Source organism: Cyclobacterium sp. SOCE241 (genome assembly GCF_056867545.1).
In genome coordinates this window covers 4,353,058-4,371,830 of record NZ_CP149779.1, presented here as the reverse complement: position 1 = coordinate 4,371,830, position 18,773 = coordinate 4,353,058, and the positions used below count along the sequence as shown (strand labels likewise).

Below are 18,773 nucleotides of genomic sequence, written 5' to 3'. Positions count from 1 at the left end.
AAAGGTGAATATTTTAGCATCCGGCTTTAGCCAAAGGGAAAGGTGCAAAACCCATTTAATCTAGGGGGTCAACATGTTCCATTTTACAACAGCTTGAGGCGAACTGTAATAAAAGCAGGGGAAAAACCAGGCTCACTGATCCAAAATTGACCTACTTGCATGCATTTAGTGACGTGGGCAGGTTGAAAAATATCATTCTTTACCTATTTAATAACTATTTTGGGCTTACACTTGTACATTTGAGCATACCTTGCTACAGCGAACCCATCAAAATTGACGCTTCTAAATAAACGGCAAATAATTTCAAACGGTGGTCCCTTTGTTAGTGGCATAAGATTTATTTCACTATATTATTTTTTCTACTACATAAGTCTTCGACAGCTTATCATATAAGTTTTGATTTTTATCATCCCAAAGAACCCAAATAATGGGAATTAAAAAAAGCTAAACACACCTTTTAAAAGTTCACGAATTGCCCCCTCTGTTGCTTTTTGGTAATCATCTCCCGTCTCTGACGAAATAACCTTTAAACCAATGATACGGTGTCCTAAATTCCCTGAAAACATTGGGTAAAATATGGCCCCAATAATTAGCCCAAAAATTGCTACAAAGCCAAATCCAATGGGGTGTTCTCCATTTACAAACCCATTTAATGATGATGTTTTATAAAATGTATAGGGGAGATAAATGGTAATAGAATAAATAATAGTTTCCAATAAACTACCTAAAAATCGCTTTCCCTTTGATGCCAACTTATATCCGTGAACCAGGTTATTGTTAAAATCACCTTCAATTTGTTTGTTGCTATTTATTAAATCTTCTACATCAATATCCAAGACCTCGCATATTAATTTTAATGTTTTTCCACGTGGTTCACTTTCATTGTTTTCAATGCGTTGTATGGTCCTTAAATTTACTTTTGATAACTCGGCTAACTCTTCTTGAGTTATTCCTTTTGACTTTCTAGTTTCACTAATTTCCTTTCCTATTATACTCATTATAAATGCTGTTTAAATTTCTCCTAAGTTAATTATGAAACTATATTTATATTACGGCTTGAAAGCGGTTTATTAACGACATTTTTACGGCATCTGATTAAATATTTATATTGTCATTATTCTATCAAAACTGAATTTAAGTTTGGTTTTGGTGTTTTCAAAGCTATCAATGGTAACTTATGTATAAATCAAATCCTATTCCGTATCGATTTATTCTTTCATATAATTTGGACCAGCTAAAGATTTGAGGAGTTTTCACCTTTTAAAGGGTAGCCACGCTTAGCCATTCTTATTGAAACCCTTAAAGCTCCTTAGATAGAAATTAAGCGGCACTCCCTCACATTACCCACTTAATAAGAGAATGGGATTTAGCCCATTGTAAAAATAAGTTTACCGTGTCGGCCTTTAGCCAAAATCAAAGTAGCAAAAGGGCAAAAATTGAATTACAATTTACCTAAGAGAAAAAAGCAGTAAACCTTAAAAAAGGGGGCACTATGCGCCATTAATGAGGATAAAATGTATGCCAAGGGCAATGACTTGGTACCTGAGGGTGTCGAAGGATTCCGAACGTCAGGTTTAGTTCTTCCTATAAAAATTCCCGAAAAAAAGAAGGACATTAAAAAATGTCCTTCCTATCTCTAAAGGATTTACACGCCCAACTTAGGACAAAGCATACGCTTCATCTTTACAAATACCTGAATTGCCTACTAGGGACAACCCATAAAAAATCGCATTAAAGCCAAATTAATCAGTAGCCAAATACAAAGAACTGGCTCCACTAAGAGCTACATTCCATGTAGGAGATACATTTCCACCATCTCCATAATTAGAAAAGGCCAGCACACGACCTCCACCATTTCCAATTTCTGCAATATAAACCGTGCCGGATTCGCTGTCATAAGCCACATCTATGGGGTTACCCATCATGGTGGCAGCACCTGCCACTCTAGTTTGAGCAGACATCCCGATAGTTTCACCATCGGAGGTATTATTGAAGGTGCTATTGAAATTTTCAATTAGATGAAATCCTCCATCATCTTCTGTATTCTCAGCGTCACCGATATCTGTCATCACCATCATGTCCTTCACCGCATCATACGCCAGTCCATGCGTACGTACAATTCCTTCAATGGTAACCCTTTTTGTGGCTTGTAGCATTCCATCCGAAGTGTTTGACGAAAAATTAGTAAATACTGCGAGGTCAGCTGTTTTATCCACTACTGCAAATAGGTCGTCACCAATAAATTCAATTCCCCAGACAGCAAAATCAATATCAAAAGTATTCTTTAACATCAAGTTGCTGCCGGATTTTGTATAGACGAAAAACTGATTTTGCTGATTGTCAGCAATTACCACAGTATTTCCGTTTACCGCCATGGCCCTTGGATTCATTAGATCTGCAGCACTGGAACCTCCCAAGTTTAAAGCTAATGAGGGATTCATCAACACACTGGAAACATCAGCATATACATTTACTTGAAGTGCACTCCTAGAAGCCACAATAAGGTCATCATTACCCTCATCGTAATGAATGCCCTCATTTCCTGCAGAAAGCGTAGTAAGCATATTCATTTCCACTCCTCCATCTTCTTCAAACTCATAGGTATTGATATCGCCACTGGAATTGCTGGTTACAAACAAGGTAGCCCCCTGCTTATCAATATCCATCATTTCATCATCTTCACATGAAACAAAAGCGAGCAAAGAAAAGCTAAGTAAAGCTTTAAATAGGTTAGAATTTTTCATCTTAATTTTTTTAGTTAAAGAATAGTGCGTATTTATCACCTTTGAAAACCTACCTACGTAAAAAAGAAGACGATTGGATTCAGCTGATTTTATTTTTTATGGATCCAAGATTAAAATCCAAAATCAAGCGATCAAAAAGATAGAATTTGAACTGTACCAAAGAGAAACGAGGAATAAACCTTTTTTCTAGGGGGTCAATATGCTCAGTTGCTTAAGATAAAACCCATACGCAAAGCCTATAACCTGTTCCTTAAACTCAAATCTTTGCCTGTCAAAAGGTTGCCACCCGTGGCTATTATCATCGAAGCCCTTCAGGCTTCACGACTTGAAACTAAGCCAGATTCCAAAAAATAGCAATTAGTAGGAATTGGCTTTAGCCTATTTTTAAAAAGGGTAATACAGCATCAGGCTTTTGCCAAAATCTAACCAACAAAAGGATTAATTGGAAATTGAACTTTGCCATAGAGAAGATGGCTGCAAATTATTTTAGGGTTTCAATATGGTCCGTTTTATTTATTACTCCCCTCCTTTCAAAATAATCCTAATTTTCACTTAATAAACTGGTCCCTGAGCACGGTCCCTGAGCCTGCCGAAGGGTGTCGAAGGGATCCAGCCGTCAGAATGTTTAGTTATTGACGGGTCGTATTTTTTCTATTCTTTTAATTTTATCGCTCTGTCAGCAATCTTTTGAAAGTGTTGTGCGTCCTTGTCCACGTGGTATGAACTCTTTCCAATGATTCCTCTTCTGTTCATTGACGAGTCAAGTCCTGTCAGATCAATAATCATCTTTTGTCTGTCCTTATTCTTCAAATCTTCGAGTCGGTTAATTAAGTCAGACCGAAAATCTATTTTCCTTAGTTGTTCATTGTTTACAAGTGTCCGACATGCTGCAAAAACTTCACCTTCATTAACTGTCTGCAATACAATGTCAATGAGTTTACTCGTGTCTGGTAGAGGCAGTCGTCCCATAACTGGATTTCCACCACCATGATATTCGGTATCAACTCTGTAGTAAAGCCACTTATCACCTGTTTCATTGTCAACGTAGGTTGTAGTCCAATTAGCTTCATCATTCGCCACTTGGTCAAACCGGCTCTCTAACTCTTCAATTAGTTTTTTTTCAGTAATGAAATATCTTTTATTTAGTTCTATTGTTATCATTTTTGCATGCCTGCACAGCGTATTCCCTGATCCCCTACTTTATTAATACCTATAAAGATAATAATAAGCGGAGAATCAGCAACTAACAGGTAAGGAATAAAATGCTAATTCTAAATCAAGAATAAAGGAACTTTCTATCATAAAGACTATTCAAGCTCCAAGGCTCCTGTTCAACCCCTTCTAGGGGCAGGTTTGATGAATACTTTCCTGTCCACGGGTGCCTCCCGTGGCTAATATTATTGAAGCCCCTCAGGCTTCTTGAATATCAAATAAGCCATATTTATAAATATAACTACTCAATAGGAAGGGGCTTTAGCCCATTTTTAAAAAGGGTAAAACAGCAACCGGCTTTAGCCACAATTTAGGTAATAAAAGGGTTAATATAGAAAGAGCTTTACCATAGGGAAGATGGCTGCAAACTATTTTATGTTAGGGGGTCAATATGCTCCGTTTTACAAAATGAAAACCATCCCCAATAGCAAACCTAAACCACTATACAATGATCTGCTTGAAGGGCGGAGTCGAAGGGTCAGTTGTCAGAATGCTTATTTTTTATTCCACGCATTTATTCTTTTTTTGTTCCTAATAAGTATAATACGATACTTGGTCCAGACTTCACTTTATCGATTTCCCAATTATAGTTTTCTTTTCCGTCCAAGTTTTTAACAAGTTCGTTCATCTCTTTCACAGAATATGTTCGTAGAGAAGAAACTAATCCATCCCAAAGAACAAATATTGGAACTATGGGAATAAAATAGGTAAAAATAATTCTTCCTATTTTAATAGGTCGAATAAAAGGTGTGGTCAAAAGTAGGCTCAAAGGCGAAAAAATCATTGCAATAATACTTGGTATACTTCTTTCTTGTGCCTCGAAAATGGCAATAGCACTATTAGTATCGATTGCGTTTTGTAAAATTTGCTTGGCATTATCTGGGTTAAAGTGATGAAATGATAAGAATTGCGTTCTCAATCCTTTTAATTCAGTGGGTACATTTTTCGCATCTATTGGTTTTTCTTCAAAGGCTATGTTGTCCGCTTTCTGTTTTGTTAATTTAAATGCTGGAATATTAGGGTAAAAATCAGTTAGAATAATCTTAAGGTTGGGAATGTCCTTTTTTAATTCAGAATTTAACCAAATTAGCCCGCCACCTCCACCTGAACCAAGATCAACGATTTGGTTTGTACCACTTTTGGCTAAACCTTTTTTTATTATGGGGATTATTGGTTTATACATTTTTGTTTTATTGGACAAAAATTGTAGAAAATCTGTCCCGTAATTTCTCAAAAAGGTAGGAAACCATTTTTGGTCTTCAAATTCGAATAGATGTATTCTTCCCATTTTATAATGTTTTAGTCTTATTGGATGGTAGCGCCTCCCTGCCTATAATAGCACCTATAAAGATAACAACAAGAAGCAGAGAATCAGAAAACTAACAAGTAAGGAATAATACTTATATTCAAAATCGAGATAAAAAGTAGCTTTCCAATGGATAAAAGCCTTTGTTCAACTCTTCTCAGGGTTGCAGGTTAGATAAATATTTTCCTATCCACGGGTTGGCCTCCCGTTTCTATTGTTGTTGAAGCCCCCTCAGGCTTCTTGTATATCAAATGAGCCATATTCCTAAAAATAGCTACTCACTAGGAAAGGGCTTTAGCCCATTTTAAAGACGGTAACGCAGCATCCGGATTTAGCCAAAATTTTGCTAACAAAAGGGTTAATATAGAAAAGAGCTTAGCCAAGAAGAAGATGGCTGCAAACTATTTTTTCTAAGGGGGCAATATGGTCCGATTTATTTATAAAACCCATCCAAAACATTTACCCCGGATTTATCAAAAATCTTAACTAAAAGCACTGAGACATCTATGCCTCCGGCTATCTGAGACCTCAAAAATTATGAAGCAAAGTATACAAGCGCTACCAGAAGCTGCGTCCCAACTCTGACTGCTCAGAACTAATGAACCAAAACCTTAACCCCATCATTGTAGCCTAATTGCTGGCAACTGGCTTTAGGTGTTTCTTTTTATTTTTATTGGGTTTTGTCTAGTATCGAAAACATCATTTATTTCAATCCTGTTTTCTTCTTCATTAATCCAATAAATGACTTTATAATTCTTGTAAACTAAATATCTAAATTCTTGTTTTCTGTTTTTTAAAAATTCCTCTTCTTGCCCAATTTTAGGTTGAATTTTTAATTTTAGAACTTCATTGAAAATTCCGTTAACGAGATTTTTAGCAACTCGGACTCCTGCTTTTTCTCGATAGTATTCATAGATTTTCTCGAGCTCTTTTTGAGAAAAATCAGTCCAAAATAAATTTAATTCCACTTATCAATTTTTGCTTTCAATTCACTCGCTTCGATTAACCGGCCATTTTTTGAATCTTCCATAGATTGGTCTATTCGAGAATTAAACTTCTCAATTGTCATTGGTTTAAAATCATCGTTTTCTGCTATTTTATTTTCCTTACGCAAGATTTTTTCTAGCCTTGAAATAACCTCTTCACTTTCAATTTTTAAAAATTCTTGTATAAGTTCCAATTTTCTCGTTTGCAAATCCATCTTTAGCTTTTTATTAAAGATACAAAAATATCAATTTAGTCATTGCGTTTTCTTAAGATAACTGATTTCACAGCTTGTTGCGTGGCGTAGCCTCTGATCCGTTACTTTAATACCTACAAAGATAACAATAAGAAGCAGAGAATCAGCAACTAACAGGTAAGTAATACTATCCTAATTCAAAATCAAGACAAAAAATAGCTTTCTATCATAAAGGCTATTCCAGCTCCAAGGCTCCTGTTCAACCCCATCCAGGGTTGCAGGTTAGATAAATATTTTCCTATCCACGGGTTGTCCACCCGTGGCTATTGTTGTTGAAGCCCCTCAGGCTTCTTGAATATCAAATGAGCCATATTTATAAAAATAGCTACTTACTAGGAAAGGGCTTTAGCCCATTTTTAAAGACGATAACACAGCATTCGGCTTTAGCCGAAATTTAGTTAACAAAAGGGTTAATTGGAAATTGAACTTTGCCAAAAGGGAAGGTGGCTGAAAATTATTTAATTTAGGGGGTCAATATGGTCCATTTTACTAAAAAAGAAAACCATTCTCGATTCTAACCCTAAACCTCAAGGCAACAAACTAGCCCCTGAGCCTATGGTCCCTGAGCGGAGTCGAAGGGCCGAAGGGATCAAGCCGTCAGCATTCTTAGTTATTGGCAAATTTTTTTATTTGTTACTTAATGGAGGCACCAACTAAATTATAAAATTTATGAGCACTATCAATATACTTAACTATTTAATGTTCATAGTTGAACTTATCATGCCAAACCAAAGTAAAAACTCAAAATACCTAGCGTGTTAAAAAAGCCATGAATCATTATCATAAACCATAAATCGTATTTGCGCAGGTAAAATATTAAAGATAATAGTGCTCCGATAATTACTACAACAAGTTGCCCTGAAATACCCTGCTGCATATGCATGTATCCGAAAAAACTACAAATTATTAGGATATTAATAGCAAGGCTGATCTTACCGTCTCCAAAAAATTTGATGAATTGCCGCATAAGGTATCCGCGAAATATAATTTCTTCTCCAAATCCCGCAGTAGCCCACACTATCAATAACCAAACGATGGAGAGCCCAAAGTTTCCTTCCAATTGGTTCATGTTTGAATAATCAATTGGAATTCCTGTTACAATCTCGATACCAGGGACGACTACAAAGACATAGAAAACAAAGAGTCCAAGTGCAACTAGTGGAGCGTTTACAAGGAGGTTTTTACATTGAATTTTTCACGTTTAAACCCAAGCGCTGAAAATGGCTTTCTCTTGTATTCAATATAATTAGCTATTATAATGATAATCGCGATGATTATATTCTCAAAAGCTGTTCTGGTGATTGGCCCAAAGTACATGAAACAAATAATGAAAAGAGTAACTATTGGAATTATTATTTGTCGTAAGGTCATTTTTTTCATCTTTTTTGATTTTAAATTTTACGACAAAGTAATGAGCTAGCCCCCCAAATCCCTTAAAAACAATAATGTTATTACTGAATGGTAGTAAATTAATAACTGGATGGTCGATAGCTTTTAATGTATGCTATTGAAACCAAGCCATAAATGATTTTCGTTTGTAACGACTGATGTGAATTTCAGCAATCGCATCATTTCCAATAGAAGTTTTTAACCTAATCCGCAACCTGCCATTTGCAATCTTTTCAATTTGGTCCACTGAATCTTTATGAATGATAATTTGACGATTGACTCTAAAAACAATTGGTCGTTTACTTTTTCTTCGAGATCATTCAATGTGAAATTTGTGGCGATTGCTAGGCCATCATTTTTAACAGCATAAACAATTTTGTGTTCACTATAGAAATATGCAATATTTTCGTAAGTAAGCTTGGATATTTTTCCTCCATTTTCAATTGTAATAGCAATACCCTTTAGAGATAATTTATGTAAATTATAGATGTCTAGGAGTAGGCTAGGCCTATAAGAATAAAACTTACCAACAAGGTGATCAGCAAGCCAATTAAAAGATAATAGAATTCAATTTCTCCACCAGCCATTTTATTCAAGACAATAGCTAGCGGAATATACATGACGGTAATATATCCCAAAGTAGAAGCCATAAACCAAGAGATAGAGGCGATTTCTACTTATTTAGAGAAATTCTTTTTCTTGTAAAATAGGAAATTAAGCTCTGCTATGATTCCGATAAGAACACACAAAATAATAGTAGAAAGAAAACCTTCTATAGGGAATCTATATGATTTTCCACCTGGAAAACTCTCGGGAGATGATAAATGACTGAGGATTAAAGAGAAAACTATAAAGACAATCAATTTCTGAAACCATCTCAGTAGAGAGCTACGGTTAAATCTAAGCGATACAGTAGTTATTGCATTCTTGATCGCTTGTGAAATACTCATTTATTTAAAGTTCTTTGGGGTTATAATATTGTAGGGTCATTAATCACCCTACTGAATAAGGTCATTAATCATGCTTGATTCAACGAATATTCCATATCATAAAATTAACAAAAGTGAACAATTTGACGTTGGTTTTATCGATTTGATTCCCATTTACAGATACACTTCTCGAACCACTATGTATTCACGCTTATGTATTTTAGCTTGCACATTTGAGCATACCGAGCTTCAGCGATATCCTCACGGGTGAAACTCTTCTAAATGAACAGCAAATTATTTAGGTAGGATTTACTCCTACTGGATTAGAACAGCTTCGTGGCACACTAACGTGTTTGGCATAAACGTATTAGGTGTGAGGAATCGAACCAATTGTCATTTTATGCAATGCTACCTGTCGGATTTCTTATGTATTTTTTTTATCACTCGGATAAAATTGATGCTCTTTATCCAAAAAACTATTTGAAAAATATAATTCTCTTCTAAAAAACCTATTATCCTAACTTTAGCTTGAATTCTCAAGGATGTCCAACAAATATCTTCGGGTATATGCTTTGGTTTTTCAAATTTTGACCCGTCAGGGATTTCAGTTCCATATTCCTTAATAATTTGTTGACGTTTAGCCTCCTCGGCGGTCATCGAGCATAAGCCCTGAATTCTTGATAAGGCTTTAGAAAGTAATTTATATTCTTCCCAATCTTCGTAATCTTGACCTTGGGAATTCTCTAATAGTGCAAGACTAAATACGATTTTTCTTGGTTTTTTTAAACCCTCTTTTCTTACCTCTAATTGTCCACTTTCTCTTTGGAGGTTTATAGAGTTTAATCTCTTTCGTCTATTATTCTTGCCCATACACTTCTGTCATTAAGTTGTTAAAGCTGTTTATGTATGGGACTGCTCCATAACTACCTTTCAAGTAGTTTTTGCTGAATTTTTCATCATTTCGAACTTTTTTATAATCAAGAAGGGAATATAATTTAGAGACTCCAAGTTGATCTTTTTCAATCAAGTAAATTTGATCTCTTCTAAAACAATCATTTTCCATTGAAGAGGGATCATGCAATGCAAAAACAAATTGAGCATTATTCTTATTGCCATTATGGAAAATTTTTAATAAATTTTTGGTAAGAATACTGTGTAACCTAGAATCTAATTCATCAATAAGTAATATTTTACCATTTTTTAAGGAATCATAAATAGGACCCAATAAATAAATTAACTTTTGAGTGCCTTTAGATTCCATGTGGAAATCGAAGGCTACAGTGTCTACTAAAATATTATTATCATCAAATACCTTATGCCATGATTTTAGAGTGCTTTTAGTCTTTTGTTTCTTTTGAAGATTGTGTATTGCAATTAAAACGTCTTTTAATTCTTTTTTTCATCCTGGATATCAAGTTCATCAATATTAATATTGGCAATGTTTTCCTCTTCAACAGAAAGTCGAGTAATTTCTAAAAACTCAATGAACTTGTTAACCCACTTTCTAAATCGTTCATCGTTTTTAATTTTGGTTGTTGTATATCCCCCAAAACTTCTATCTTCTACACCTGATATGATATTGATATTTTTAAACCAATCAATTATTGAATTAGAAATTTCACCATTAAACTGAGCACATACTGATAAAAACAAAACATTTTCTCTTGTCTTAGATTCTAATTTATTTCCTTCTTTAAACTTAGTAGCATTAATCTCAATATTATTTCCTTCTCTGTTAAATAGAAGTGTCTCAATTTTATTTGGAATGTAAAATAACCATTCGGATTCAATCTCTCCTTTATTGATCTCAAAACCATATCTATATTGAATATTATTTTGGACGAAAACAACTTCAAAAAAGAACTCTCGTCTTTTGTTTTTGGATTTAGCTGAAATGCTCTACTTTTTTCTTAGTAATTGGAGAATCCTCAGAAATAGCGTCTTTAAATGATCTAATACAATTCGTTTCATATAGCCCATCCCAGAGAATAAATTGCTTTTTCCACTAGCATTTGCCCCGTAAACAACAGCAGATTTAAGAACCTTTAAATTATTCCATTTAGTAATATTTTCGGGTTCATGTTCTTTGGTGGATGTATTCCCTATAAAGCTTAATACTGCTTCATTTTTGAAAGATAGATAATTCTCAAGGCTAAACTGAAGTAACATAATTTGTGATTTAATCTCAAAAATATGCTATTTTGACCAAGTCTGCAACATTTTGTGACAAATTCTCTATTTTACCTGTTCTGTCAGAGTAGAGTAGCCCCTGATAGCCTACTTTGTCAGTACCTCTAAAGATACTAATAACAAGTAAAGAATCAGCGCCCCTTCATCAAACCGTACCCTGTTAAATACAGGGTACTTTTCCTTCATACGACTTACCGATAGCGTTCTTTATTTGCTTTTCTAATGACTCTACCCAGCAAATGTAAATCCATTTATATCCACACCACACCTATCAATCCGGTAGTTTATTACAGGTATTCACCGGCTGAAATAATTTGGTATCTTCGATACCAGATGCCCATTCTGAGCACACACACTGCATTCAGACTAGGCTGTTCCAGCCGTCAGAATGCTTAGTTATTTTAGGCAATGTTTTTTATTTTCATTTAAACAAGTCTTTTAGTTTGTCCCAAAAGCTTTTTTAATCGGTTTCCACAATCTTTGTCGGTTTTGGTTCTGTCGAACTTGGTATTGTGTTTTTCTTTTGTTTTTCAATTTCGCTCATGAATTGGGGAGTGTCAGCAACAAGCATTTCTCTTGAGTATTTCATTTCGTCATCCAAATAATAAATAAGTGCTTGTCCTTTGTCAATAAGTGCAATCGAAATAAGTCCAATGCAATCACCTGCTGCGAAATCCACTCCCCAAACGAACGATATAGCTGAGTCCTGATTTGTTAAGTCGGGCTTTATCCAATTCCAGTCATTTGTTATTTCTGTTGGCTGGTCAAAATAGGTCTCAAAGAATATTTCGTGTCCGTTTATTGAACAAGATAGTCCGTGAAGTTCTGTGATATTTTCAGAGTCGCCCAAGATTTTAAAGTCATAACCAAGTCCTTGAATTGTCTCTTCAATTTGTGTTTTTATTGGTATGTGGGCCTTTCTAAGAAAAGCTACTTGAGTCATTGACATTTCGCTCTTGTTTTAAATATTGCCTAACGAGATTCAGCTTGGAGACGGCGGGCTTTCTGAGACGTTCACTTCATGCCTACTCCTAATTTTTTAATGATACTGGACTTTCCATTTACCCTGAACCCCTGCTGTATTCCAAGGTGATGTTATAGTGCCTATTCTTTTTACAATTCAATGGAAATTTTGACTTTTCCTCCCAATCCTTTTTCTACTATGTCGAAGAGCGTTTTAAGTGTCAGATTGCTTCCGTTATTTTCGACCCTTGAAATGTAGGTCCTTTTCTTATCTACTAATTCTGCCAATTGCTCTTGTGTCAAATTCTTGTCCTCCCTGGCTTTCTTCAATAATACACCGATCTTAAACGATTCAAAATCTCTTTCAAGTTCGTCTCTTCGTGATGTGCCTTTCCTTCCATACACATCATCTTTTATGTTTTTCCAGCTTTTCGTATTCATTTCTTTGTTCTTTTCTTTTTTCTGGGTCTTTTTCGGCAAAGTATTGGTCCATCAACTTACTCGCCTTTTCTATTTCCTTGGGTGGTGTCTTTTGTGATTTCTTTTGAAAGCCATTTAATAAAATAACTAGCTTACCTTTGTCAAAAAAACAAAACACCCTCCAGATGTTTGATCCCAACTGGATACGGGCTTCAAACAACCCCTTCTTTGTTTTGATAGGCTTCAGGTAAGTTTCAGGAACTCTTTCAAGGGTCTCAATAGCCTCAATAACTTTATAAATTTTGTTTTGAACTTTGTCGGTCTGCTTTCTCAGAAAGTTCTCAAAATGGTTTTGATAAGCTATGACTTCCCTTACTTTATCCATAGACGTAAATGTAACTTAAAGGTTACTATTTTCAAAATTCTAAAATTTTCTTCCGTGAATAAGGCTTCTCAATATCCGCTATTAGTGTAGCCCCTGATAGCCTACTTTATTATTATAAAGACAATAATAAGCAGTAAACTTTCAACGCCCCGACTGGGTGTAGAATCCTCTACACCCTTTTATTCCTAACTTACTTTGAAGTCGAAATCTTTTATATGCCATTTGCAATGGCTTCTGAAGCCCCCTTTATGTAAACAAATGGACAAAATTTTGGACACTCTACTGAAATTTGAGATCCCAACCCAATCAACAATACACTCGGGCAGCATTCATTGGCAATTCATTCAAGGATAGACTATTTTAAGTTATGGGAGAGGCTTATCAAATAAGAGATCAGGAAATCGAGCCTGCCCGAGGCAGACAGGCATGACAAAATCATCAGGCCAAAAGATTTTTGTAGCAAGAGTCCACCCCGATAAACCGGGGCAAGTTCTGACCATTAAAAAACAAATATAAACTGATGAAATTATGCTGGATTAGAAGGTTTGATAACCGCGGATCATTGGTAATTTCGTCCATTGCAAATTGGAAAGGATAGAAGGGTGTTTTGCAAACCTACACCCAGCTCAAGAAGGCATTAACTACAACTAAGGGGGGATTCTACCCAGCATATTTATAATCCAAGGGGTAATGAATCACACCTGATTCCTCTTCATACTTGAACAAATATATAGCGATATTAAAAATCAGCTTCTAATAAATTCAGCCGATCGTTACTCTCCCCATCTACGATACACTTCTCGAAGCTACTATGGGTTCACACTTTGGTATATTTCTTGCGCATTTCCGCATACCGAACTTCAGCAAAACCCTCACGAGTTTGACTGTTGGGAGATCTTATAAATTAACAGTAAATTAATTAGTTAGGAGTTTCACCTATTGGAATACTACGGCTTCGTGGCTCACTAGACCCTATGTATGGTGAGTTCGCTCAAATTTTTCAATATCATTAAGGTTTCGAATTCCAGAGGTATTTGTAACTTTCTCGAAAGCCCATTCATTATAGATTTTTTAAGGAATTTTTCAAATTTAATTATTTCGATACACGAAAATATAAGTTGGAAAGCCACCAATTACCTGAACTCCATCCGTTTCACTTCTTATTCTCATACCAATTGAGATTTCATAATCAGGAAGACTTTCTAAGATATTACCAGAAAATATGTACTCAAAAGGAGCGGTGTTAAGAACTGATGATTCCAATTCTGTATTAGCAATTGATACACCATCTGTGATGTTGTATAATTCTCCAAAACATTTAGTGTTTGCATTAGTCGTTGCAATTCTCATACCAACTACAATTGAATCAATACCTAAATAGTTAGTTTTTTTGAATTTGAGAAGGTGTTCATTTTGATTGTCATTAATTACCCATGAAGTCCCTTTAGTAAAAAGAAAGTTTTCTCCAAAACTTAATCTGATTTCTTCAGCAAACCCACTATTAACTCCATTACAAATAAATCTTGTAACTTGAATCTCATCATTGTCCAAAATTCCATCACCATCGACATCAATTCCTGATTCAATTTTGATGCCCTCATTAATACAAGTAGTTCCTGCAGGTTCGTCGACAATATTAACTAAACTATTTTTCCCAGCAGTACTACAGACATAATCAATTTTTAATACCTCGCCAGCATCAAGAGACCCATTTGAGTTATTATCTATTCCAGATTCTATTTTAAGTCCCCCGAAGTCACAATTAGACCCTACAGGTTCGTTGATTGTTTGAATGAGGCTATTAAAGCCACTTGGACCGACTGCCCCCTCTTCTCCTGTGCAACCAATAAAAAAGGTAACTCCAAGGAGAATGTAAAAAAAGTTATTGCTCTTTAAATGATACATGTTCTATTAAACATTAATTATTCCTAACATTTGGCTAAAGTGCAATGCCCACTTTAATTTGGCTTTTATTTATAACTCAATCTAACTAAGATTTTATATTTAAAAAAGAATTTGGCAAATAGGGCTGTGAAATACTCTTTTTTAATAGGATTGACCTTATATCGCTGATCAATTTGATGGAATGGAAACGGATAAGAACCCCACCGTACAAAGATTTGATGCTACATCCTTAAGTCTACCTATGTTCTTTATTCACCTTTGAGAATACTAAGTTCATTCCGCGCAGAAAAAAATTGCAACCAATTTCTTTAAACCTCAAAAACCCCCGTACCATCCGCAACGTTCACTTCATAGCTTTCCATTTGCCTATTGAACTTGTCGGCATAGGCGGCTGAAATGGCGGCGATAAATTCATTTTTATCGGTTTTCTTGATCAGGTTTAGGGTACATCCTCCAAATCCACCACCCATCATTCTGGCGCCCAATACAAGGGGCAATTCCCGGGTATAATCCACCAAAAAATCTAGTTCGGGACAACTCACTTCATAATCTATGGAAAGTCCATCATGCGAGCCATAGAGAAATTGTCCTACCGCCTCCAGGTCCTGCTTGGCCAATGCCTCACAGGTTTTTATCAGGCGTACATTCTCCTGAATCACATAGGCACAACGTTTGTAAACCACAGCAGACATTTCCCCCTTTGCCTTGTCCAGCATTTGTAAGCTGATGTCTCTAAGGCTATTTACCTCTGGAAAATGTTTCTTGACCTGACTTACGCCTTCCTGACATTCCTCCCGCCTTTGGTTATAGGCAGATTCAGCCAGGGAATGGGCCACTTTGGTATTGCATAGGATCAATTGGTAGTCCCCCAATTCCAAAGGGAAATAAGAATGACCCAAAGAACGGCAATCCAGACGAATGACCTGGTCTTTTTTGCCCATCATGGAAGCAAACATGTCCATGATCCCACATTTTACGCCTACAAATTCATGTTCAGCCTGTTGGGAAAATTTCAGTAATTCCAGCCTTTCCAATTGTAAATCAAACAGCTGATTCAGCCCAAAGCCTACACCATTTTCCAAAGCGGCAGATGAAGAAAGTCCAGCCCCTATAGGAATGTCCCCACCAAATACACAGTCAAAGCCTTCCAGCTTTTTACCGGACTTCTGAATGGCATTGGCCACGCCCATCACAAAGTTCACCCAGCCGTTAGCCGGTTTCAAATTGTCAAGCGAAAAAGATTGTTCTTCCTCAAAATCTAGCGAATAAACCCTACAGGTACGCCGGTTGTTTTTGGCAAAGCCCAGGTAAATGGATTTGTCAATGGCTGCAGGCAAGACAAATCCCTCGTTGTAATCTGTATGCTCCCCGATAAGGTTGATCCTCCCGGGAGAGCGAACAATGATGGGTTTTGACTGAAACTTTTCTTCAAATGTTTGGGCAATTAGGTCTGGTAAACGCATTAAAAATGTGGTTATCTAAATTTTACTGTTCCTGAAAGAGGGTAAACAATACCGTATTCCCCACCACAGAAAGTGTCTTTTTATCAATGATCTCCATATTGTCCTGATGGGTATGGTGGTATAGACCAAAACCATAATCAGGGCTATATTCGATAATGTTGATCATGGGAATATTGGCATTCTGATTGACAAAGAGGTGGTCATCTGTAATGGCCTCGGCATTGCGCATGGGAAAGAAATCTCCATAACCCAAATGGTGGGCATAGCCCCACACCTTGTCCACAATATTCTTGGCAAATTGCACAGAATAGCCTTCTTTATAAAACCTGGCATTCTTCCCTGCCACCATATCTACCAATATACCGTAATAGGCGGAATAACCCTGAATATGCGGTGTTTCTGACCAATATTGGGAACCCAGACACCACCAAATTTGGCTCGTATCACGAAAATCCCTGTGTTCCGGCTCCCCATCATCTTCCCCATCAAAGAATATAAAATCTATCCCAACATCGGGCTGAAGGCTGTCTGTATGCAAGATCCGAGCGACTTCTAACAAAAGCCCCACTCCACTGGCTCCATCATTGGCACCATCAATTGGTTCCTCCAGGTCTTGAGTATCCTTATCTGCAATTCTCCGAGTATCCCAGTGTGCGCCCAGCAAAATTCTTTTGGTGGCCTTAGGCTTATAGCTCCCTATAATATTTCTCAGCTGAAGCACTTTCCCATCATAAGCCTTGTCCTGAAAAGTCTGCTCAGTCACTTCTAAGCCAAAACTTTCGAGCTTCTGAACGATCCAGTCTCCGGTGGCTTTATGAGCTTCGGTATTGGGTACCCTAGGGCCAAAGTCCACCTGCCGCTGTATATAGGCATAGGCAGAATCGGCGTTAAACGCAGGGCTTTCCCGGTAATTGATTACTTCTTCGGATCTTTTTTCATTTCCGGTTTTGTCACCACAGGCAGCCATCAAAAATAGCAAGCCTACGATGATCAACCCAATTTTATTATTCTTCATAAGCCCAATCTACGCTATGCTTCATGTCTTTAATTATTACACCCATATCTTTCAATGCCGCCCTGATTTCATCCACTTTTTGATAATCTCTGGCAGTCTTGGCCTTGCTATAAAGGTCGATGATCACTTTTAACAAAGCTTCCTGATTGTCACCTTTTTCCTCTAGCAAACCTAAAATCTCAGTAATAAATACGTTAAAAGTTTGAATCAGTTTATCAAACACATCTTTACCCAACTGGGCAGGTTTCAACTGTCCGGTGTAAAGGCTATTGATTTTTTCAACAAGTTGAAAAGATGACCGATGGCCTGAGCCGTGTTAAAGTCATCATTCATGGCCGCAAAGGCAGCCGCAATGCTTTTCTCAATTTGTGAAACAAGCTTATCGTCCACCAGCACTTCCGGATCGGCCTCATATTTCAGTTGGCCGGCAATTCTCAGCCCATTGATTAACTTTTTATAGCCTTTTTGCGCAGCCTGTAAAGCGCCATTAGAGAAATCCAATGTGGAGCGGTAATGGGCTGTTAAGATAAAATACCTTACCGTCATGGGGCTATAGGCCTGCTCCAGTTTGTCATGATCTCCATTGAACAATTGCTGAAGGGTAATGAAATTCCCTAATGATTTTCCCATCTTCTGTCCATTGATGGTGATCATATTGTTGTGCATCCAATACTTTGCAGGGTCGGTATGATGGCTTGCATTGCTTTGGGCAATTTCACATTCATGGTGTGGAAACATCAGGTCCATTCCTCCACCGTGGATATCAAACTGATCTCCCAGGTATTTGGAACTCATGGCCGTACACTCTAGGTGCCAACCCGGGAAGCCCACACTCCATTTGGACTCCCAACGCATCAGGTGTTCTGGAGAAGCTTTTTTCCATAGGGCAAAGTCCACAGGATTTCTTTTTTCCGATTGCCCATCGAGTTCTCTGCTCCCACTCATCAGTTCTTCTACCACACGACCGGACAAGACCCCGTATTGTTTTTCTTGCGCATTGTATTTGAGCACATCAAAATACACACTTCCATTGACCTCATAGGCCAGGCCATTTTCAATGATTTCTTCGATGAGCTTGATCTGCTCCGGAATATGTCCTGTGGCACGGGGCTCAATGCTGGGCTTGAAAGTATTGAGCAACTCCATGTCTCTATGATAAGAGGAGGCATATTGCTGGGCCACTTCCATGGGCTCTAGCTGTTCCAGTTTTGCTTTTTTGCAATTTTATCTTCACCCTCATCTGCATCAGCTTCCAAGTGGCCCACATCGGTAATATTCCGTACATAGCGGACTTTATAATTGAGAAAAGTGAGGTACCTGAAAACGATATCGAAGGAAACGGCAGCCCTGGCATGGCCCAGATGTGCATCTCCATACACGGTGGGGCCACAGACATACATTCCAACATTTGGAGGATTAATGGGTTCAAAAATTTCCTTCTCCCTGGTGAGGGTATTGTATATTTTTAACTTTTTTGATTGCATGGGGCAAATTTATCAAACTTTCAATACTTTTTTAGGAAAATAATTTTATTACATTTGTACCTGAGTTAATTCATGACAACAGAGGGGACACAGAGTCCCCTCTTTCATTTATTGATCATTTTTGGGAC

Annotated in this window: 17 protein-coding genes and 1 pseudogene; all 18 read right to left on the bottom strand. The window is 36.9% G+C overall.

Annotated features, from left to right (window positions below; all coding sequences use genetic code 11):
* Positions 1-434: 434 nt before the first annotated feature.
* Positions 435-998, bottom strand: coding sequence for a helix-turn-helix domain-containing protein (locus WG932_RS22030; RefSeq protein WP_483085397.1), 564 nt, complete (start codon positions 996-998; stop codon positions 435-437).
* 744 nt (positions 999-1,742) lie between these two features.
* Entirely contained in the window at positions 1,743-2,744 is a 1,002-nt protein-coding gene (locus WG932_RS22025) for a hypothetical protein (protein WP_483085396.1), read from the bottom strand.
* 651 nt (positions 2,745-3,395) lie between these two features.
* Positions 3,396-3,905, bottom strand: coding sequence for a hypothetical protein (locus tag WG932_RS22020; protein ID WP_483085395.1), 510 nt, complete (start codon positions 3,903-3,905; stop codon positions 3,396-3,398).
* A 565-nt stretch (positions 3,906-4,470) separates the two neighbouring features.
* Positions 4,471-5,244, bottom strand: a complete 774-nt coding sequence (locus WG932_RS22015; protein WP_483085394.1) for a hypothetical protein — start codon at positions 5,242-5,244, stop codon at positions 4,471-4,473.
* A gap of 668 nt (positions 5,245-5,912) precedes the next feature.
* A complete protein-coding gene (locus WG932_RS22010) occupies positions 5,913-6,230 on the bottom strand; it encodes a type II toxin-antitoxin system RelE/ParE family toxin (protein ID WP_483085393.1) in 318 nt (105 codons plus the stop codon).
* Positions 6,221-6,463: a hypothetical protein gene (locus tag WG932_RS22005; RefSeq protein ID WP_014020003.1), complete on the bottom strand. Its 243-nt coding sequence runs from the start codon at positions 6,461-6,463 to the stop codon at positions 6,221-6,223. The genes WG932_RS22010 and WG932_RS22005 overlap by 10 nt, the downstream gene beginning before the upstream one ends.
* 757 nt (positions 6,464-7,220) lie before the next feature.
* Positions 7,221-7,571 (bottom strand): CPBP family intramembrane glutamic endopeptidase, encoded by a 351-nt coding sequence (locus tag WG932_RS22000; RefSeq protein ID WP_483085392.1) that lies wholly within the window; start codon positions 7,569-7,571, stop codon positions 7,221-7,223.
* A gap of 435 nt (positions 7,572-8,006) precedes the next feature.
* Positions 8,007-8,138 carry a hypothetical protein gene (locus WG932_RS21995; protein WP_483085391.1) on the bottom strand — a complete coding sequence of 44 codons (132 nt, stop codon included), beginning with the start codon at positions 8,136-8,138 and terminating at the stop codon, positions 8,007-8,009.
* Positions 8,139-9,228: 1,090 nt separating this feature from the next.
* The gene (locus WG932_RS21990; RefSeq protein WP_483085390.1) at positions 9,229-9,690 is read right to left on the bottom strand and encodes a hypothetical protein; all 462 of its coding nucleotides are present in this window, start codon (positions 9,688-9,690) and stop codon (positions 9,229-9,231) included.
* A complete protein-coding gene (locus WG932_RS21985; protein ID WP_483088704.1) occupies positions 9,677-10,189 on the bottom strand; it encodes an AAA family ATPase in 513 nt (170 codons plus the stop codon). The genes WG932_RS21990 and WG932_RS21985 overlap by 14 nt, the downstream gene beginning before the upstream one ends.
* A 17-nt stretch (positions 10,190-10,206) precedes the next feature.
* The gene (locus tag WG932_RS21980; RefSeq protein ID WP_483085389.1) at positions 10,207-10,473 is read right to left on the bottom strand and encodes a hypothetical protein; all 267 of its coding nucleotides are present in this window, start codon (positions 10,471-10,473) and stop codon (positions 10,207-10,209) included.
* A gap of 997 nt (positions 10,474-11,470) precedes the next feature.
* Positions 11,471-11,953, bottom strand: coding sequence for a hypothetical protein (locus tag WG932_RS21975; protein WP_483085388.1), 483 nt, complete (start codon positions 11,951-11,953; stop codon positions 11,471-11,473).
* A gap of 170 nt (positions 11,954-12,123) precedes the next feature.
* On the bottom strand, positions 12,124-12,414 hold the full coding sequence (locus WG932_RS21970) for a helix-turn-helix domain-containing protein (RefSeq protein ID WP_048641660.1): 291 nt from the start codon (positions 12,412-12,414) through the stop codon (positions 12,124-12,126).
* The gene (locus tag WG932_RS21965) at positions 12,380-12,778 is read right to left on the bottom strand and encodes a type II toxin-antitoxin system RelE/ParE family toxin (protein ID WP_483085387.1); all 399 of its coding nucleotides are present in this window, start codon (positions 12,776-12,778) and stop codon (positions 12,380-12,382) included. The genes WG932_RS21970 and WG932_RS21965 overlap by 35 nt, the downstream gene beginning before the upstream one ends.
* A gap of 1,089 nt (positions 12,779-13,867) precedes the next feature.
* Positions 13,868-14,683, bottom strand: a complete 816-nt coding sequence (locus tag WG932_RS21960) for a DUF7151 family protein (RefSeq protein ID WP_483085386.1) — start codon at positions 14,681-14,683, stop codon at positions 13,868-13,870.
* Between the two features lie 308 nt (positions 14,684-14,991).
* Entirely contained in the window at positions 14,992-16,146 is a 1,155-nt protein-coding gene (gene galK, locus WG932_RS21955; protein WP_483085385.1) for a galactokinase, read from the bottom strand.
* A gap of 22 nt (positions 16,147-16,168) precedes the next feature.
* Positions 16,169-17,161 carry a M28 family peptidase gene (locus tag WG932_RS21950; RefSeq protein ID WP_014019988.1) on the bottom strand — a complete coding sequence of 331 codons (993 nt, stop codon included), beginning with the start codon at positions 17,159-17,161 and terminating at the stop codon, positions 16,169-16,171.
* Positions 17,151-18,645, bottom strand: a pseudogene (gene cysS / locus WG932_RS21945) (cysteine--tRNA ligase). The gene WG932_RS21950 and the pseudogene cysS overlap by 11 nt, the downstream one beginning before the upstream one ends.
* Positions 18,646-18,773 lie beyond the last annotated feature (128 nt).